Annotated in this window: 12 protein-coding genes; 4 read left to right on the forward strand and 8 right to left on the reverse strand. The window is 67.3% G+C overall.

Annotated elements, in window-relative coordinates:
- Positions 1-72: 72 nt before the first annotated feature.
- Positions 73-555: a nuclear transport factor 2 family protein gene (locus NA12_RS05875; RefSeq protein ID WP_067446821.1), complete on the reverse strand. Its 483-nt coding sequence runs from the start codon at positions 553-555 to the stop codon at positions 73-75.
- Positions 556-729: 174 nt separating this feature from the next.
- Between NA12_RS05875 and NA12_RS05880 the strand changes: the two genes are divergently transcribed.
- From NA12_RS05880 to NA12_RS05890, 3 genes are read left to right on the forward strand one after another with little or no spacing between them, the layout of a single operon-like run.
- Positions 730-1,212, forward strand: coding sequence for an MTB12 C-terminal domain-containing protein (locus NA12_RS05880; protein WP_067446823.1), 483 nt, complete (start codon positions 730-732; stop codon positions 1,210-1,212).
- A gap of 31 nt (positions 1,213-1,243) precedes the next feature.
- On the forward strand, positions 1,244-1,993 hold the full coding sequence (locus tag NA12_RS05885) for an ABC transporter ATP-binding protein (protein ID WP_067446825.1): 750 nt from the start codon (positions 1,244-1,246) through the stop codon (positions 1,991-1,993).
- Positions 1,993-2,784, forward strand: a complete 792-nt coding sequence (locus tag NA12_RS05890; RefSeq protein ID WP_067446827.1) for an ABC transporter permease — start codon at positions 1,993-1,995, stop codon at positions 2,782-2,784. Before NA12_RS05885 ends, NA12_RS05890 begins: the two co-directional genes overlap by 1 nt.
- A gap of 30 nt (positions 2,785-2,814) precedes the next feature.
- On the opposite strand, the gene NA12_RS05895 is transcribed toward NA12_RS05890, so the two are convergent.
- Both NA12_RS05895 and NA12_RS05900 read right to left on the reverse strand, forming a co-directional pair.
- Complete coding sequence (locus NA12_RS05895; protein WP_067446829.1) at positions 2,815-3,351, reverse strand: hypothetical protein; 537 nt, start codon at positions 3,349-3,351, stop codon at positions 2,815-2,817.
- A gap of 165 nt (positions 3,352-3,516) precedes the next feature.
- Positions 3,517-3,921: a MarR family winged helix-turn-helix transcriptional regulator gene (locus tag NA12_RS05900; protein ID WP_067446831.1), complete on the reverse strand. Its 405-nt coding sequence runs from the start codon at positions 3,919-3,921 to the stop codon at positions 3,517-3,519.
- 77 nt (positions 3,922-3,998) lie between these two features.
- On the opposite strand from NA12_RS05900, the gene NA12_RS05905 reads away from it, so the two are divergent.
- Complete coding sequence (locus NA12_RS05905; protein ID WP_067446833.1) at positions 3,999-5,816, forward strand: ABC transporter ATP-binding protein; 1,818 nt, start codon at positions 3,999-4,001, stop codon at positions 5,814-5,816.
- A gap of 88 nt (positions 5,817-5,904) precedes the next feature.
- Here NA12_RS05905 and NA12_RS05910 read toward each other — a convergent pair whose 3' ends face one another.
- From NA12_RS05910 to NA12_RS05930, 5 genes are all read right to left on the reverse strand, one after another.
- Positions 5,905-6,972, reverse strand: a complete 1,068-nt coding sequence (locus NA12_RS05910; protein WP_067446835.1) for a family 2 encapsulin nanocompartment cargo protein polyprenyl transferase — start codon at positions 6,970-6,972, stop codon at positions 5,905-5,907.
- On the reverse strand, positions 6,969-8,360 hold the full coding sequence (locus NA12_RS05915) for a family 2B encapsulin nanocompartment shell protein (RefSeq protein ID WP_243654925.1): 1,392 nt from the start codon (positions 8,358-8,360) through the stop codon (positions 6,969-6,971). The genes NA12_RS05910 and NA12_RS05915 overlap by 4 nt, the downstream gene beginning before the upstream one ends.
- Positions 8,357-10,642, reverse strand: a complete 2,286-nt coding sequence (locus NA12_RS05920) for a terpene synthase family protein (protein ID WP_067446837.1) — start codon at positions 10,640-10,642, stop codon at positions 8,357-8,359. The genes NA12_RS05915 and NA12_RS05920 overlap by 4 nt, the downstream gene beginning before the upstream one ends.
- A gap of 4 nt (positions 10,643-10,646) precedes the next feature.
- Entirely contained in the window at positions 10,647-12,068 is a 1,422-nt protein-coding gene (locus NA12_RS05925; RefSeq protein ID WP_067446839.1) for a family 2B encapsulin nanocompartment shell protein, read from the reverse strand.
- A 1,153-nt stretch (positions 12,069-13,221) separates the two neighbouring features.
- The gene (locus NA12_RS05930) at positions 13,222-13,974 is read right to left on the reverse strand and encodes a bestrophin-like domain (protein WP_067447563.1); all 753 of its coding nucleotides are present in this window, start codon (positions 13,972-13,974) and stop codon (positions 13,222-13,224) included.
- Positions 13,975-14,405 lie beyond the last annotated feature (431 nt).

Consider the following 14,405-nt stretch of genomic DNA (forward strand, 5'->3'; position numbering starts at 1 on the left):
CAGCAGCGAAGTCGAATCTACGCGTCGACCGAACCCAGTCGGCCTTTCCGCACAGCGCGTCACCGTATCCGGTCAGTGCTTCAGCGAAGGGTCCCAGCGATTGGCGAGCAGGGTGAAGCTCGGGAGGTCCTCCAACGAGGTCAATGCCTCGTAGATGCGCTCGTATCGCGTGGACGCGATACGCCACACTCCGTCCGAATCGCGACGATACGTATCGGAATAGTATCCGGCACCACGGATCTGAACCTTCGCGCCCGGCACGAGGACGGTGTCCTCGAACGCCCACGACCCCGTCGCGGTGTCTGCGTCGACCTCGATCTCGGGGTGATCGGCGATGTGGACCGTGACGACCCCCGGTCCGAGGTTGTTCCGCATGAAGGCCACGACGTCGGCTCGATTGTCGTACCGCAGTGGCTCGCCCATGGCCTGGGTGCCGTACCGCGCGCTGATGTCCTCGGCGAGGCAGTCCGCGAACTCGCCCCACAGCTTCAGGTCGAGCGTGCGGAAGTAGCGGTGCTTGAGACGTTTGATCTCCTCGATCGCAACCAGGTCCATGACGGGAGTGTAGAACGTGTTCTAGATTCAGCGCGGGAAAAGTGGATCCGCGAACAGAAGGGCACCACGCAAATTAGGTTTGACTAACCTTACTCGCTTGAGTACCGTGCTGAGCATTATCGGCGGCATCGACAGCCGCCGAGCACTGTTTCGAGTGTTCGCGGAGGAAATGCCATGAAGAAGATCGCCGGCTTGCTCGCCGTCCTCGGTCTCGCCGGTCTGCTGACGGTGGGCACCGCGTCCCCCGCGCTGGCGGACCGCTCGGTGCGGGACGCGACGGTCGCGGACCTCTACCTCCGCGACGCCGACCCCTCACTGGACGCGATCGCCGGGCAGTTCGCGGCACTGTGGAATCCGAACCTGCCGATCAGCGCGAAGCAAGAGGTCAGCTTCCACGGCTCGACCGCCGGTCCGGCGCTGCAGGGCATTCTGTCCCAGGGCGGGGTCTACGACTTCCTGTCCATCCAGGAACGCGCGACCTCGAAGACCATCACCGGCAACACCATGACCGCCACCCTGTCCGGCGTGATGGCGGGCTTCCCGGCCACGAGCGGAACCTACAGCTATGTCCGCGAAGACGGACTGTGGAAGGTCGACTGGAAGGCCACCTGTGCGGCCATGGGCGGCTGCTCGGGCAACCCGGACTTCGGCTACTGACCCGCGATCTCGCTCGACGACGCGATCGCCGATGATCACAGTTTCCGGAGTATCCAAGCGATTCGGCGATCGGGTCGCCGTCGACGATGTCAGTTTCGAGGCGGCCCGGGGATCCATCACCTATCTACTCGGACCCAACGGTGCGGGCAAATCCACGACCATGCGCGTTATCGCCGGGTTGACCAAGCCGGACGCCGGCACGGTGCGGATCAACGAGCAGTCACTGCGCGGGTTCACCTCCACCATGCGCGAAGTCCGCTTCAACCTCGATACGTTCGCCAGGAACCCGAAGCACACGGCCGGACAGCATCTGACCTGGCAGGCGCGCCTCGGCGGCATTCCCTCGAGTGAGGTCGGGCAGGTGCTCGCGCGAGTCGGACTCGCCGATGCCGGAACGCGTCTGGTGGGCCAGTTCTCGCTCGGCATGCTCGGGCGCCTCGGCATCGCGACCGCACTGCTCGGCGACCCACGGACCATCGTGCTCGACGAGCCGGACAACGGCCTCGATGTGGACGGCATCCTCTGGCTGCGCGACCTGCTGACCGGCCTGGCCCGTCAGGGCCGGACACTGCTGATCGCCTCGCACAACCTGACCGAGGTCGACATCATCGCCGACCGGATCGTGATCATGGGCCGCGGACGGATCCTCTCCGACGCGAGCCGAGACGAGACCGTCGCACTCGGCTCGGGCCCGCGCAGACTCGAATCGGCCTATCTCACGGTCACCCGCGGCAGCGTCGAGTACGGCGGCGACCCGAGCACGCCGGATGAGGTGCGATAGTGCGCACGACAGTCGATCTGGGCCGTGCGGTCCGTAGTGAACTGGCGAAACTGTCCTGGCGCAGTCCGGTGTGGTTCGCGATCGTGCCGATCGCGGTGTTGCTGCCGATCGCGCTGAACGCGAGCTTGGCGATCGCCACCAGGATGAACAAGGTCAACGGCACCGGCGGCATGGACACCAACAACGCCGGCTACTGGGTGATGATCTTCTCGACGATCGTGCTGATGTCAGCGGGCGTCTCCTCGCTCAGCAACGAGTTCACCTACGCGACAGCGGAATTGGTCTACTGCGCGCAGACCCGTCGCTGGCTGCTCCCGATGGCGAAACTGATCGTCTTCGGGCTGATCGCCGCCACGGCGACACTGGTCACCATGATCATCCTGCTCGCGGTCTTTCCCTCGGTGTTCCCGGAGGTATGGGGGCGAGTCGAGCTGACCTCGTCGGCGGGCCTGCGATTGCTGTGGGCGCTTCCGGTATTCGCGTTCTTCGTCTCCGCGCTGGGGATCGGGATCGCCGGGTTGATTCCGCGGCCGGGTGTGGTGGTCGGGGTGGTGCTGCTGTGGAAGTTCGGTATCGAAACCTTCTCCGCCATGCTGCCGGTGAAGATCGGCAATGTTGTCGCGCAGTGGATGCCGTTCAAGAACGGCGAGCTGGGCGCAGGCCAGTACCCGACGATGCGGCCGATCTTCGGCGGCGCCAATGGCTCGCTCGCCTACTTCGCGCTCATCGCGACGGTGTTCTTCGTCCTCGGGACGATGCGGCTTTCCCGACGCGATTTCACAACGGACTGACCATCAGGTCTCACGTCATTCCGCCTCGGATCAGTGGGTGAGTACCACCTTCGCCGCCACGACCGCGGTGGCCGCGCAGCCGAGCAGAATCGCCCCGATCAGGGTCGACCGATCCGGACGCGCGCCCTCGAGCCTGCGGATCACGAAGGTGATCCCGCCGATCCGCACCAGCATGGCGATCTCCGCCAGCACCTGGGCGGTGCGTGGTTCGAGCCACCCGATCGCCGCCGCCACGAGGATCGCACAGGGCAGCACCGCCGAACTGAGGATGGGCAGCGAATCTCGCAGGTCGGCCAATCGATGGGGAGTCGGGGCCTGCCCGCTGTGGCGCACCGATGCCCCGACGCCCTCGGCGAAGACGTGGGCGATGAAGGTCGACAGGGCGGTCCCGAGCACGACCGCGATGCCGACATCCTCGGCCGACGGCGCGATCGGGATCAACGCCGACAGGATCAGCACGTTCCCGTAGATGTAGGCGCTGATCCGGCGGGCCGCGTTCCGACGGTCCAGCGGCGCGCTCCGGGAGAACAAAGGTCCGTGTAAGAGCTCGTTCTTATGGCGTTCCATCGATCCTCACCCGGTAGTCGCACCCCTACAAGACAGCTCTTGCGAAGCGGGGAGGTGCGGACACACAGGAAGAACTCGAACGGTGCACCTCGTCGAGAGTCGCTACCCACGACTATAGGCGCGGTGCCCCTCGCCGAACCGGCGCACAAGCGGCCCGCGGCCTTTTCAGCGGACCAGCTTGCCGAGAATGTCACGTAGCGAAGCACGCTCGTTGTCGGTGAGTCGACCGAAGAAGTCGTCCGCGTCCTTCGTCCGGGCGGCGGTCAGCGACGCGAGTGTCTGTTCACCCAGCGCGGTCACCGCCACGAGAATCGCGCGGCGATCGGTCGGGTCGGGTCGTCGGGTGACCAGATCAGCGTTCTCGAGCGCGTCCACCACCTCGGTCGCCGACCGGGCACTGATCCGCAACGCGTCCGCGATGGCAGACAGCCGTAGGCCGTCGTGTTCGCCGGTCACGCGAAGCGCGCGGGCCTGGTGTGGCGTCAGCCCCATCGGCGCGTACACCGCCGACCAGCGCCGACGGAGCGTCCTGGCCACCTGCATCAGGAGGTCGCTCTCGTTGTCGGGCATAAACTCGCCTCTCGGTGTGTTTCCCCTACCAGATAGTGAGGTAACCTCAGCATAAACACAACCCGAGGGGGTTGCATATGGCAGTGAAGAACTCCGGCGGCGGGCGCGCCCGCCGCACCGACCCGGCCGACCGCGCCCAACTGCGCGAGTCCCCCGTGTCCCTTCGCCGCGTCGCCGCGCTCTTCGCGCCGTACCGGCTTCAGCTCACCCTGCTGACCGTCCTGATCGTGGCGGGTTCGACGATCGGCCTCGCCTCGCCCTTCCTGCTGCGCCTGGTGATCGATGACGCGCTCCCGCAGCGCGATGTCGCGCTGCTGCTCTGGGCCGTGGGCGGCATGCTCGCCGTCACCGTGCTCACCGCGGTGCTCGGCGTCGGCCAGACACTCATTTCCACCACCGTCGGACAGCAGGTCATGCATGTTCTGCGGACCGATGTGTTCCGCCACCTGCAGCGGCAGTCGCTGGCGTTCTTCACCCGCACCCGCGGCGGCGAGGTCCAGTCGCGCCTGATCAACGATGTCGGTGGCATGCAGTCCGTGGTCACCAGTACCGCGACCTCCATCGCCGGCAATGTGACCACCGTCGTCGGCACCGCTGTCGCGATGGCCGTGCTGTCGTGGCGGTTGTCGCTGCTGTCGCTGGTGGTGCTGCCGCCGGCGATCTGGCTGACCCGGCGTGTGGCCCTGCTGCGCCGCGACATCACCGCCCAGCGGCAGCGCCACCTCGCCGATCTGCACGGGCAGGTCGAGGAGGGACTCTCAGTGAGCGGCGTGCAACTCGGCAAGACCCTGGGCACCGGCCCGCTCGCGTCCGCCCACTTCGAGCGGACCTCGCACGACCTGGTCGGCCTGGAAGTGCGCTCACAGCTCGCGGGCCGCTGGCGGATGGCCACCATGAGCATGCTCTTCGCCGCCATCCCCGCCCTGCTCTACCTCGCCGCCGGTCTTCCGGCGACCAGCAGCGGCATGACGATCGGCACACTGGTCGCCTTCACCACGCTGCAGGCCGGACTCTTCCGGCCGCTGATGGCGTTGCTCAACGTGGGTGTCGAAGTCACCAGTTCGATGGCGTTGTTCAGCCGGATCTTCGGCTACCTCGACCTTCCGGTCGATATCGACGAGCCGGCCCGGCCGGTCGATATCGACCCCCGCGATGTGGTGGGCGAGGTCCGGTTCGAGGACGTCAGCTTCCGCTACGACGCCGCAGGACCCGATGTGCTCGACGGGGTATGTCTCGCCGTACCTCCCGGGTCGACGCTGGCGCTGGTCGGCGAGACCGGTTCCGGCAAGACCACTCTCGCCTCGCTCGTCGCGCGACTGCACGACGCGACCGGCGGTCGGGTAACCATCGACGGCGTCGACGTCCGTGACCTGGAACTGGGCACCCTCGCCCGCATCGTCGGCGTGGTGTCGCAGGAGTCCTATCTCCTGCACACGACCATTCGCGAGAACCTTCGCTATGCCGAACCCGGTGCGACCGACGCCGAGATCGAGCGCGCGGCCCGCGCCGCCCAGATCCACGAGCTGATCGCCGCACTCCCCCAGGGCTACGACACCGTGGTCGGATCGCGCGGTCATCGGTTCTCCGGCGGTGAGAAGCAACGCATAGCCTTGGCCCGCACCCTGTTACGCGACCCGCGTGTGCTGGTGCTCGACGAGGCGACCAGCGCCCTCGACAACGAGACCGAGCGCGCGGTGCAGGCCGCCATCGACGTGGTCGCCCAGGGCCGTACGGTCATCACGATCGCGCACCGGCTGAGTACCATCCGCGATGCCGACCAGATCGCGGTCCTGCACCATGGCCGGGTCGCCGAGCTCGGCGACCACCAGACCCTCGTCGACGACGGCGGACGCTACGCCCGGCTCAACGACGCCGCCGATGTCGTGGCGGCCTGATCGGCGTACCCGGAACCAATCTTCACGCCACCGCCCGATCGGGCCGACGCCTCGATCGGGCGGTGGTGTGCGACACGGTCGCGCGGCGTCAGCAGTCGCGGTCCGCGGCCAGCGCCGCGAGCAGGTCCAGGTCGGCCAGTGCCTCGGCGTTCACCCCGACCGTGCTGATCGTCGACATGGCTTCCTCGGACAGTCGCCTGGCCTGGAGCCGACTCCATTCCCGCCCACCCGCGGCTTCGACCAGCTCAGCCGCATGAACCAATTCGCTGTCGTCGAGTGGTTTTTCGCGGAGATAGAGGTCGGCGAGCGCCCCCGCTTCCGGGGTGTCCGAGCGCAGTGCGAAGACCACCGGCAACGACTTCTTGCGGCTGCGCAGGTCGGAGAACACCGATTTGCCGGTGACGTGGGGGTCGCCCCAGATGCCGAGCAGGTCGTCGGTGTGCTGGAACGCGCGACCGAGGCGTCTGCCGAATTCTTGCAGCCGCAGCAGCTCACCGGAGTTCGCGTTGCCGAACAGGCCGCCGAGAGCCGCCGAACATCCGAACAGCGCGCCGGTCTTCTGATCGACCATGGTGCAGCATTCGTCGAGCTCGACGTCGGTGCGCCGCTCGAATCCCAGGTCCGCGCACTGCCCCTCGACGAGGTGCAGCACCGAGCGACTCATCAGATTCGTCGCTTCGACGATCGGCGCGTCCGGCTCCGCGGCGAGCAGCGCATACGCCTGGGCCACCAGCGCGTCGCCGGCGAGAATGGCGGGCCCGATCCCGAACGCGGTCCACGCGGTCGGCCGGTGCCGTCGGGTGGTGTCTCGGTCCATCACGTCGTCGTGCAGCAACGAAAAATTGTGCACCAGTTCGACCGCGACGGCGGCGCGCACGGCTGCTGCCACGTCCCCGCCGGTCAACCGGGCGGCCGAGAGAACGAGTGCCGGGCGAATGGCCTTGCCGCCGTCGTGCTGTTCCGGTCGCCCGGTCTTGTCCCACCAGCCGAAGTGGTAACCCACGATGGTGCGCACCGTGGCCGGCATCATCTGCACGGTGGCACGCAGGGTGGCGGCACAGGTCTCCCGGCATTGATCGAGTACGTCGGCGGCGGTGCGCGAAACCGTCGGCGGCGGTGCGAGAATCGGTGTGGTCACGAGATCCGGCGTGCTCATCGATTCACCTGCACTTCGGTCAGCGCCCCGAGCGCGTCCGGAACAAGCACTGCCGCAGCATGATTCGCGCTGACGAGATAGGACGCGATCGCGCGGTCATCGATGCCGGTGAACCGGACGTTCACGCCCGGCTCGACTTCGTCGGGCAGCCCGGTCTGGCGCAGGCCGATCACGCCGTCGTCGGATTCACCGACCCGCATCGCCAGGATCGTGCTGGTTCCGTTCGCTGAGATCGGGATCTTGTCCGAGGGCAGCAGTGGCACATTGCGCCACGCGTGCACCCGTTTTCCCTCGATTTCGGTGTGGTCCGGGTAGATGCCCCGCGCCGTGCACTCGTGGCCGAACTGGGCGATGACGCGGGGGTGGGCGAGGAAGAACGCGGTCTTGCGGCGGCGGGCCAGCAACCGATCGAGGTCCTCGGGCGTCGGGCGGCCGGTGGCCGAACACAGGCGCTGACTCGGGTCGATGTTGTGCAGCAGACCGTAGTCGTGATGGGTCAGCAGGTCGCGTTCCTGGCGTTCCCGCAGCGCCGCGATCGAGAGGCGCAACTGCTGGTCGAGCTGGTTCATCGGCTTGTTGTAGAGGTCGGTGACCCGGGTGTGCACGCGCAGCAGCAGCTGCGCGATGCCGAGCTCGAGTTCGCGTGGGCGCGGGTCGTAGTCGACGTAGGTTCCGGGCAGCGTCGGCTCACCCTGCTGGCCCGACAGCATTCCGATCGTCGCCTGACCGTACTTGTCGGCGCCCGTCCGTTCGGCGGCGACCGCAGCCCCGAGGCCTGCGACATGGGCGGCGAGGCGAGAGTCACGAGCACACAGGGCATCGAATACCGCACGCGGCAACGCCAGTACCGTACAGGCGGTATTCGCGGTAGCGGTGTACTCCCAGATCGCCTGCCCGCCGAGGAGAGTGGAGGCGCCGAGGTGGCTGCCGTCGTCGAGCACGTCGAGCTGGACCTGCTGTCCGTACTCACCGGGCCCGGTGAGGACGACCCGGCCGTGGGCCAGCACATACGCCGCGTCGATTTCGTTGCCGAACTCGCAGATCGTCTCCCCCGCCGCGAACTCCTGCTGACAGAACAGGTGGGCGAGCTCGCGCAATGTCTCGTCGTCGTCGACATCGCGCAGCGCGCGCAATTCGCGCAGTTCGGCCGGGACCACCTGGTAGCGGCCGTCGGCCTGCGTGCAGGTGATGTACCCGTCTCCGACGGTGTAGGTCAGACGCCGGTTGACCCGATAGGTTCCGCCGTCGACCTCGACCCAGGGCAGCATGCGCAGCAGCCAGCGGGGCGTGATCCCTTGCATCTGCGGAACGGATTTGGTGGTGGTCGACAGTGTGCGGGCGGCGGCGACACCGAGCGCGGTCGGTGGATGCGGGGCGGTGCTGGTCACGAGGATGTCCTTCCCGGCGAGGTGGCATGGGTGGCGACGAGTCCGACGCGAGGACGCACGCGGGCGGCGGCGGTGCCGATACCCGAGGGTCCCCACGCGCGAATCGGGCGGGCGGCGGTCAGTGATGGACTGCCGACCGGATAGCGCAGGCACTCGGGGCGATAGCGGCTGGTGCCGCGATGCCAGTGCAGGATGCCCGCGATCCAATCACGCAGTTCGTCGATGTAGCTGGTGAGCGCCGCGCGAGCGGTGTCGTCGAGCCGGTGGTGGTCGAACAGGACGGGCAGTTCGTCGGCGACGAGTCGCTGGAACTGTCGCATTCTGGCCCGCATCAGATCGTCGACGATGGTGGCTGCCACGTCGCGGTCGCAATCGAAGAACGACTCGACCACCAGGATCGCGTTGTGCAGCTCGGCTTCGTACTCGATTTCCTTCTGATAGGAGTAGAAATCGTTGATCAGACAGCCGTAGTCCTGCGCGGCGTGTTCGATGCCGCGCAGGGTGGTGGACTCGAACACCGCGTCGGGTATCAGGCCGCCGCGGGCGATCTTCGACAGAGCGATCGTGAGATCCGAGCCGAAGGTGCGCCGACGCATCTCCAGGTAGTCGATCGGGTCGGGGACTCGATGCTGGATGTGGTTGGCCAGCTCCCACAACCAGCTCTCGGTCATCGATTCCACCGCGTGCCGGAAGGTGCGCCGAGCCGCGGGCGACATCGGCCGCGCGGTGCGCGACCACAGGTCGGCCAGCGACCGTTCCAGCGGATTGATCGGCGTGCCAACGGGTTTCAGATCCAGCGGCATGAAGGCCGACAATCTGGCGTTGCACGCTTTCGCCCCGGCCATCGCGGCGCCACCCCGGGTGGGCGCGAAGACGGTGGGAAAGTAGTCGTCGCCCCACGTTCCCCAGGTGAGCCATTCGGCCGACAGCGTCAGCGTGTCGACATCGGCGTCGGGATCCAAACCGGCTGAGCACAGGGCGAAATCGAACCCGGCCGTATCCTCCCGAGTCCACAGCGCCCGCCCACCGAGTTCGGGCAGCGGGTCGTGGAATCCGATCTGTTGCGCCCAGTCGATACTGGCCGAGCGTGCCGAGGGCAGATGCGGTGACAGACTCAGTTCGAACGGCACATCGAAGTCCGGCAGCGCCAACGGCCCGGTGCGGCGCACCGCGGTTCGGGTGTGACTGCGCACTCCGCCGGGCCCGGCGAGGCCCTTCCAGAATCCGGGTCTGGCCAGTTCGGTGCCGATCCCCGAGGGACCGAACGACATCGGTCCGGTCGCGGCGGAGCCGTTCATGTACCGGTTGGACCGCAGGTGCCATTCGTGGCCACCCGACTGCCAGTCCTGCAGACCGTGCGCGTACGACAGCGCCGCCGCGCACTGCGCCGCGTCCAGCCCGTGCTCCTCGAACAGCGCGGGCAGCTCGGTGAGCACGGTGTTCTCGAACTGGTGTATTCGCGACGTGAGCTGGTCGTTGACGATGTCGGCGGCCTGCTGCGGCGAACAGTCGAAGAACCTCTCCACCACCAGGACTCCGTTGTTCACCTCGCCTTCCTCCTCGGTCTCGCGCTGGTACGAGAAGATGTCGTTGCGCAGGTGCACCGCGTCGGAGAACGTGTCCTTGAGCACGCGCATCGGCCGGGTACCGACGATGGCTTCGGGGATCTCGATGCCGCGGGCGTACTCCACCAGATCGGCCGACCACGGTGCCCCGCCGACCCGGCGCCGCATCTCGATGTAGTCGATGGGATTGGGAATCCGGGCGGTAGTGATGTTGCCGATCTCCCAGACACAGTCGAGCAGCAGGTTCCGGGTGCTTTCGCGAAACCGTTCACGCCAGCACCGCGACATCGACGGCACCGTCCGCGTCCAGAGGTCGGCGAGGCCACGTTCGTCGGGATTGGTCGGTTCGGGCATCGCGGCACCGTCGGGCGGCATGAACGTGGCCAGGCGGTCGAGGTATCGCCGGGCACCGTCCATATCGCCGGTGCGTTTGAACGCGTCGAGGAAATGGTCGTCGAAATAGAAGACCCAGGTGTACCAGTCGGTGACGGTGTCGAGCACCGGCACGCCCGCTTCCGGGTGGGTGTAGGCGCACAGGCCGGCATAGTCCATGCCGTCGAAACTCGCCTCGTCCCACACCACGTCGCCACCGACGGTGTCGCCGAGCATTCCCATCTCGAAGGCCCACTGTTTGGTATGTGCCCGTGCTTGTTCCACGTGCGCGTTCAGCCGCGCGGGATGAGCCACGTAGAACTCGGGCAGCTCGAAGGGCTGCACGGTGTCAGCCCTCGGCGCCGAGCTGCACGTTCTCGAGGATCGCGAGGGCATCGGGCACCAGTACGGCACCCGAGTAGTAGGTGCTCACCAGGTAGGAGATGATCGCCTTGTCGTCGATGCCCATGAAGCGCACGTTCAGTCCGGGCTCGTACTCGTCGGGAATCCCGGTCTGGCGCAGGCCGATCACGCCCTGCGCCGATTCGCCGGTACGCATCAACATGATCGAGGTGGTGCGGCCGACCGAGGTGCCGATCTTGTTGCACGGCAGGATCGGAACTCCGCGCCAGGAGGGCACCCGATGCCCGTTCAGCTCGGTACTCGTCGGGTAGATGCCACGGCGGCTGCATTCGGCGCCGAAGGCGGCGATGGCCTTCGGATTGGCCAGGAAGAACGCGGGCTCCTTCCAGACCAGGGCGAGCAGTTCGTCCATGTCGTCCGGCGTGGGCGCACCGGTGCGGGTACTGATGCGCTGCTGCGGTGCGGCGTTGTGCAGCAGGCCGAAGTCGCGGTTGTTGACCATCTCGTCTTCCTGGCGTTCGCGCAGGGCTTCGATGGTCAGCCGCAACTGCTGTTCGATCTGGTCCATCGGCTTGTTGTAGAGGTCGGCGACCCGGCTGTGGACCCGCAGCACGGTTTGCGCGATGCTCAACTCGTATTCCCGCGGGGACAGGTCGTAGTCGACGAAGGTGCCCGGCAACTGCGGTTCGCCCTCGTGACCAGAGGCGAGCTCGATCGAACTCTCGCCGTGGGGGTTGGCCCGCTCACCGGCGACGGCGTCCTCGAGCTGCGCCACCCGCACGTGCTCGCGCAGGCCTTCGATCCGTGCGCTGACTTCGGCCAGCGCGCGGTCGGTGAGGACCAGGCAGGTACACGCCGTCACCGCCTTGACGGTGAATTCCCACGGCTGCGCCTCGGTGCCGAGGATCCGTTCACCGATGAACCGGCCGTTGGTCATGATCTCGAGAACGGTCGATTCGCCGTAGGCGCCGGTGCCGAGTTTGTCGGCCTTGCCGTGGGCGAGCACCACCAGCTCTTCGGCCGGTCGACCGGCTTCGGCGATGATGTCGCCGGGCGCGTACTGCCGTTCGACGAAGGAGTCCGCCACCGCCTGCAGGGCACCGTCATCGGCGTACTCACGCAGGTAGCGCAGTTCACGCAGATCGGGTGCCAGGACGCGTGCCTGGCCTGCGGTGTCGTAGCAGGTGATCAAGCCGTCGCCGACGGTGTAGGTGAGGCGGCGGTTGACTCGGTACACGCCACCATCGGCCTGCACCCAGGGCAGCAGTTTCAGCAGCCACCGCGAGGTGATGCCCTGCATCTGCGGCGCGGACTTGGTGGTGGTCGCGAGGTTTCGGGCGGCCACCGTGCTGAGGCTCAGCTGCGCGGCGGCGATGGTTCCGGAGAATGGTTCAGCCAGTTCAGTCATGAGTTCTTCCTGCTTCGAGAGACATGGGAGAAACGGGATGACACACCACGGGGAGCGAACGAATTAGTTACCCACCGGCTATCTACTGTGGTGCAAACGACTGTAGCGGAGAGCGTGTGGTCTTCGGACCGAATCGATCCGAATTCTGTTGTGCCAGAAACTGATTCCCAGACAGACGGCTATTCGCAACGAGGTGCGCAGCCAGGTTCGACCGGTCATCACACTCCTTTCAGAGGACGCCGGATGATTGCCTCGACGGCTCACGAGCGCCTCATTGCCGCCCTGGCCGCACCCATGCTTCCGATCACCAGTAGCAGGACGGTAAGCGCCCACCGCCGCTGCTCGACCGCCACCGGCTGGGCGACCACCGCCTCCGGCTTCCGCTCGGGCGCTGCGACGAACCGCGCGGGTGTGGGGTCCGGGGCGGGCGGACTCGGCGGTGGTTCCTCGGGTGGCAGAGGCGGGGCGGGTATCGGACTCACCGATACCCTCGGCGGCGACAGCGGGGGTTCTCGCGCGGGTGATGGCTCGGGAGCGGGCAGCGGTGTCGGCTGCGGAGCCGGGTCCGAGGACCGGGGCGTTGGCGCGGGCAGCGGTATGGGCGGCACGGGAACGGGCAATCGGAGCGAGGGCGCGGGCGCGGGCGCGGGGAGAGGCAACAGGAACGGACGCGGGGCCTCCGGTAGCGGCACTGCCGGTCCATCGAACGGGCGGGCGGGCGCGGGCAATTCCAGACCTCCGAGGGGCGGCGCAGGCACCGTGGGCCGCCCGAACGGAGGAACAACCGGCTGCTCGAATGCCCCTCTCGGCGTTGCCGTCTCCGGCCGATCGGACCGTTCACCCTGCCCAGGGAGTCGGGGTTCGACGAACGGTCGCCGCGTGCCGTCCGGCTCGTCGAACCCCGGCACCGATCGAGGAAGCTCGCCCACAGGCGCCTGTCCGGCGGTGACGAGGGGCGCTCCGTGCGGCGTGTCAACGGGTTGCGGCGAGGCCGTGGGCGAGTTCTCGATGCGCGGCGTGGTTCGGGGCGTGCCGACGCTCGGTGGTCCGACCGAGGGTAGCGCCGGCGCCGGAACCGCGCCGACCGGCACGGCCGGAGCCAAGCCCACTCCGGCCAGCGCCACAACCCAGAGTCCCCTGCGCACAGTCTTTTTCACCTCAGCTGCACCAGCACGGCGTCGAAGGCCGTCGGTGCGACCGCAGCGGCTCGGCCGTAGGGATTCTGTAGCTCGAAGATGGTGAAGATCATGAACGTCACCACCGCCGCGAAGCTGGCCACCACGACAACATGGATGCGCGCGCTGGTGCCGGCGAACAGCAGTGACAAACCCACCGACAGAATCGCGCCGAGTGCCAACGCCAGCCACATCATCGGCGACAACGCGCTACCCGCGGCCTCGATCCTGGTCTGCCTCGCCTCGTAGACCTCCCACAGCCGATCGGCTGCCGCGATCTGGCGCGACCGCTGCCATTCGTCTGTGGCGGGGCTGGTCGCGATGCTGGAACGTACCGCCGACAATTGGTTCCACGCGCGGTCGTCCACGGTCCCACCGGAACTCATCGCGGGCCACTCGACTTCGATCACCTGGCCGGTATAGGCATGAACGGCCCTGGTGACGGTGCCGCGGGCCGGCTCCGACAACGCGTCGCCCGCCCATTGCAGGGCGAGCAGCCGGTCCGCTTCGTCGGACGCCGCCTTCGCCGCGCCCGCGTTGGTGTCGAGCACACCGATGAGCAGGAACGACGCGAGTACCACCTGCAGTCCACCGACGAGCGTGAACACCTGCCCCACCGACTCGTTGACGGCCTCGCCGTCGTGCCCCTTGCCACGCCTGCGCAGCAGGTAGGCCGCGGTCCCGGCCAGGCCGGCGGCGACGATCACCCACAGCAGTGCTTCCCACAGCATGTCTGAGTCGTCCTTTGTCGTCGAGGTGGGCGAGAAATCGCGGAATCGCAAGGGGGCCAACGGTGTCGAGGCTAGGCCGAAGGCCGAGGTGCCGCAATATCCGAGCAAACCGACGGCGAGCGCTCGCGATGCCCGCCGGGTACCCGAAATCGGCAGGCGGGACCCGCCTTCGAGGTAGTCACCCACCCCACCCACGCAGACCGTCCTGGCACGACATTCCGGCGAACCTGGCACGGAATGCGAGTGTCGTCCACAGAGCGACACCGATATCCCAGCGACCGGGAACCGCCGTCGAATCACGCTGTTATCCTTGCTCTTTCGAGATACCCCCCATTGTCGACAGGTGCAGGCAGCCGGTAACGGATCCGCGTCCTATCCGTTTCCGGCGATGGCGCACCCCTGCGCGAAGGCGGAAATATGCACAGCGAGGC

The sequence above is a fragment of the Nocardia alba NBRC 108234 genome, from assembly GCF_001612665.1.
GTDB classification, from domain to species: domain Bacteria; phylum Actinomycetota; class Actinomycetes; order Mycobacteriales; family Mycobacteriaceae; genus Nocardia; species Nocardia alba.

What these genes read in the sequence shown, in the direction of transcription:
- NA12_RS05930 (WP_067447563.1), bottom strand. Translation starts at nt 13,974, where the DNA reads ATGCTGTGGGAAGCACTGCTGTGGGTGATCGTCGCCGCCGGCCTGGCC.
- NA12_RS05905 (WP_067446833.1), top strand. Translation starts at nt 3,999, where the DNA reads ATGGCAGTGAAGAACTCCGGCGGCGGGCGCGCCCGCCGCACCGACCCG.
- NA12_RS05900 (WP_067446831.1), bottom strand. Translation starts at nt 3,921, where the DNA reads ATGCCCGACAACGAGAGCGACCTCCTGATGCAGGTGGCCAGGACGCTC.
- NA12_RS05925 (WP_067446839.1), bottom strand. Translation starts at nt 12,068, where the DNA reads ATGACTGAACTGGCTGAACCATTCTCCGGAACCATCGCCGCCGCGCAG.
- NA12_RS05910 (WP_067446835.1), bottom strand. Translation starts at nt 6,972, where the DNA reads ATGAGCACGCCGGATCTCGTGACCACACCGATTCTCGCACCGCCGCCG.
- NA12_RS05885 (WP_067446825.1), top strand. Translation starts at nt 1,244, where the DNA reads ATGATCACAGTTTCCGGAGTATCCAAGCGATTCGGCGATCGGGTCGCC.
- NA12_RS05875 (WP_067446821.1), bottom strand. Translation starts at nt 555, where the DNA reads ATGGACCTGGTTGCGATCGAGGAGATCAAACGTCTCAAGCACCGCTAC.
- NA12_RS05895 (WP_067446829.1), bottom strand. Translation starts at nt 3,351, where the DNA reads ATGGAACGCCATAAGAACGAGCTCTTACACGGACCTTTGTTCTCCCGG.
- NA12_RS05880 (WP_067446823.1), top strand. Translation starts at nt 730, where the DNA reads ATGAAGAAGATCGCCGGCTTGCTCGCCGTCCTCGGTCTCGCCGGTCTG.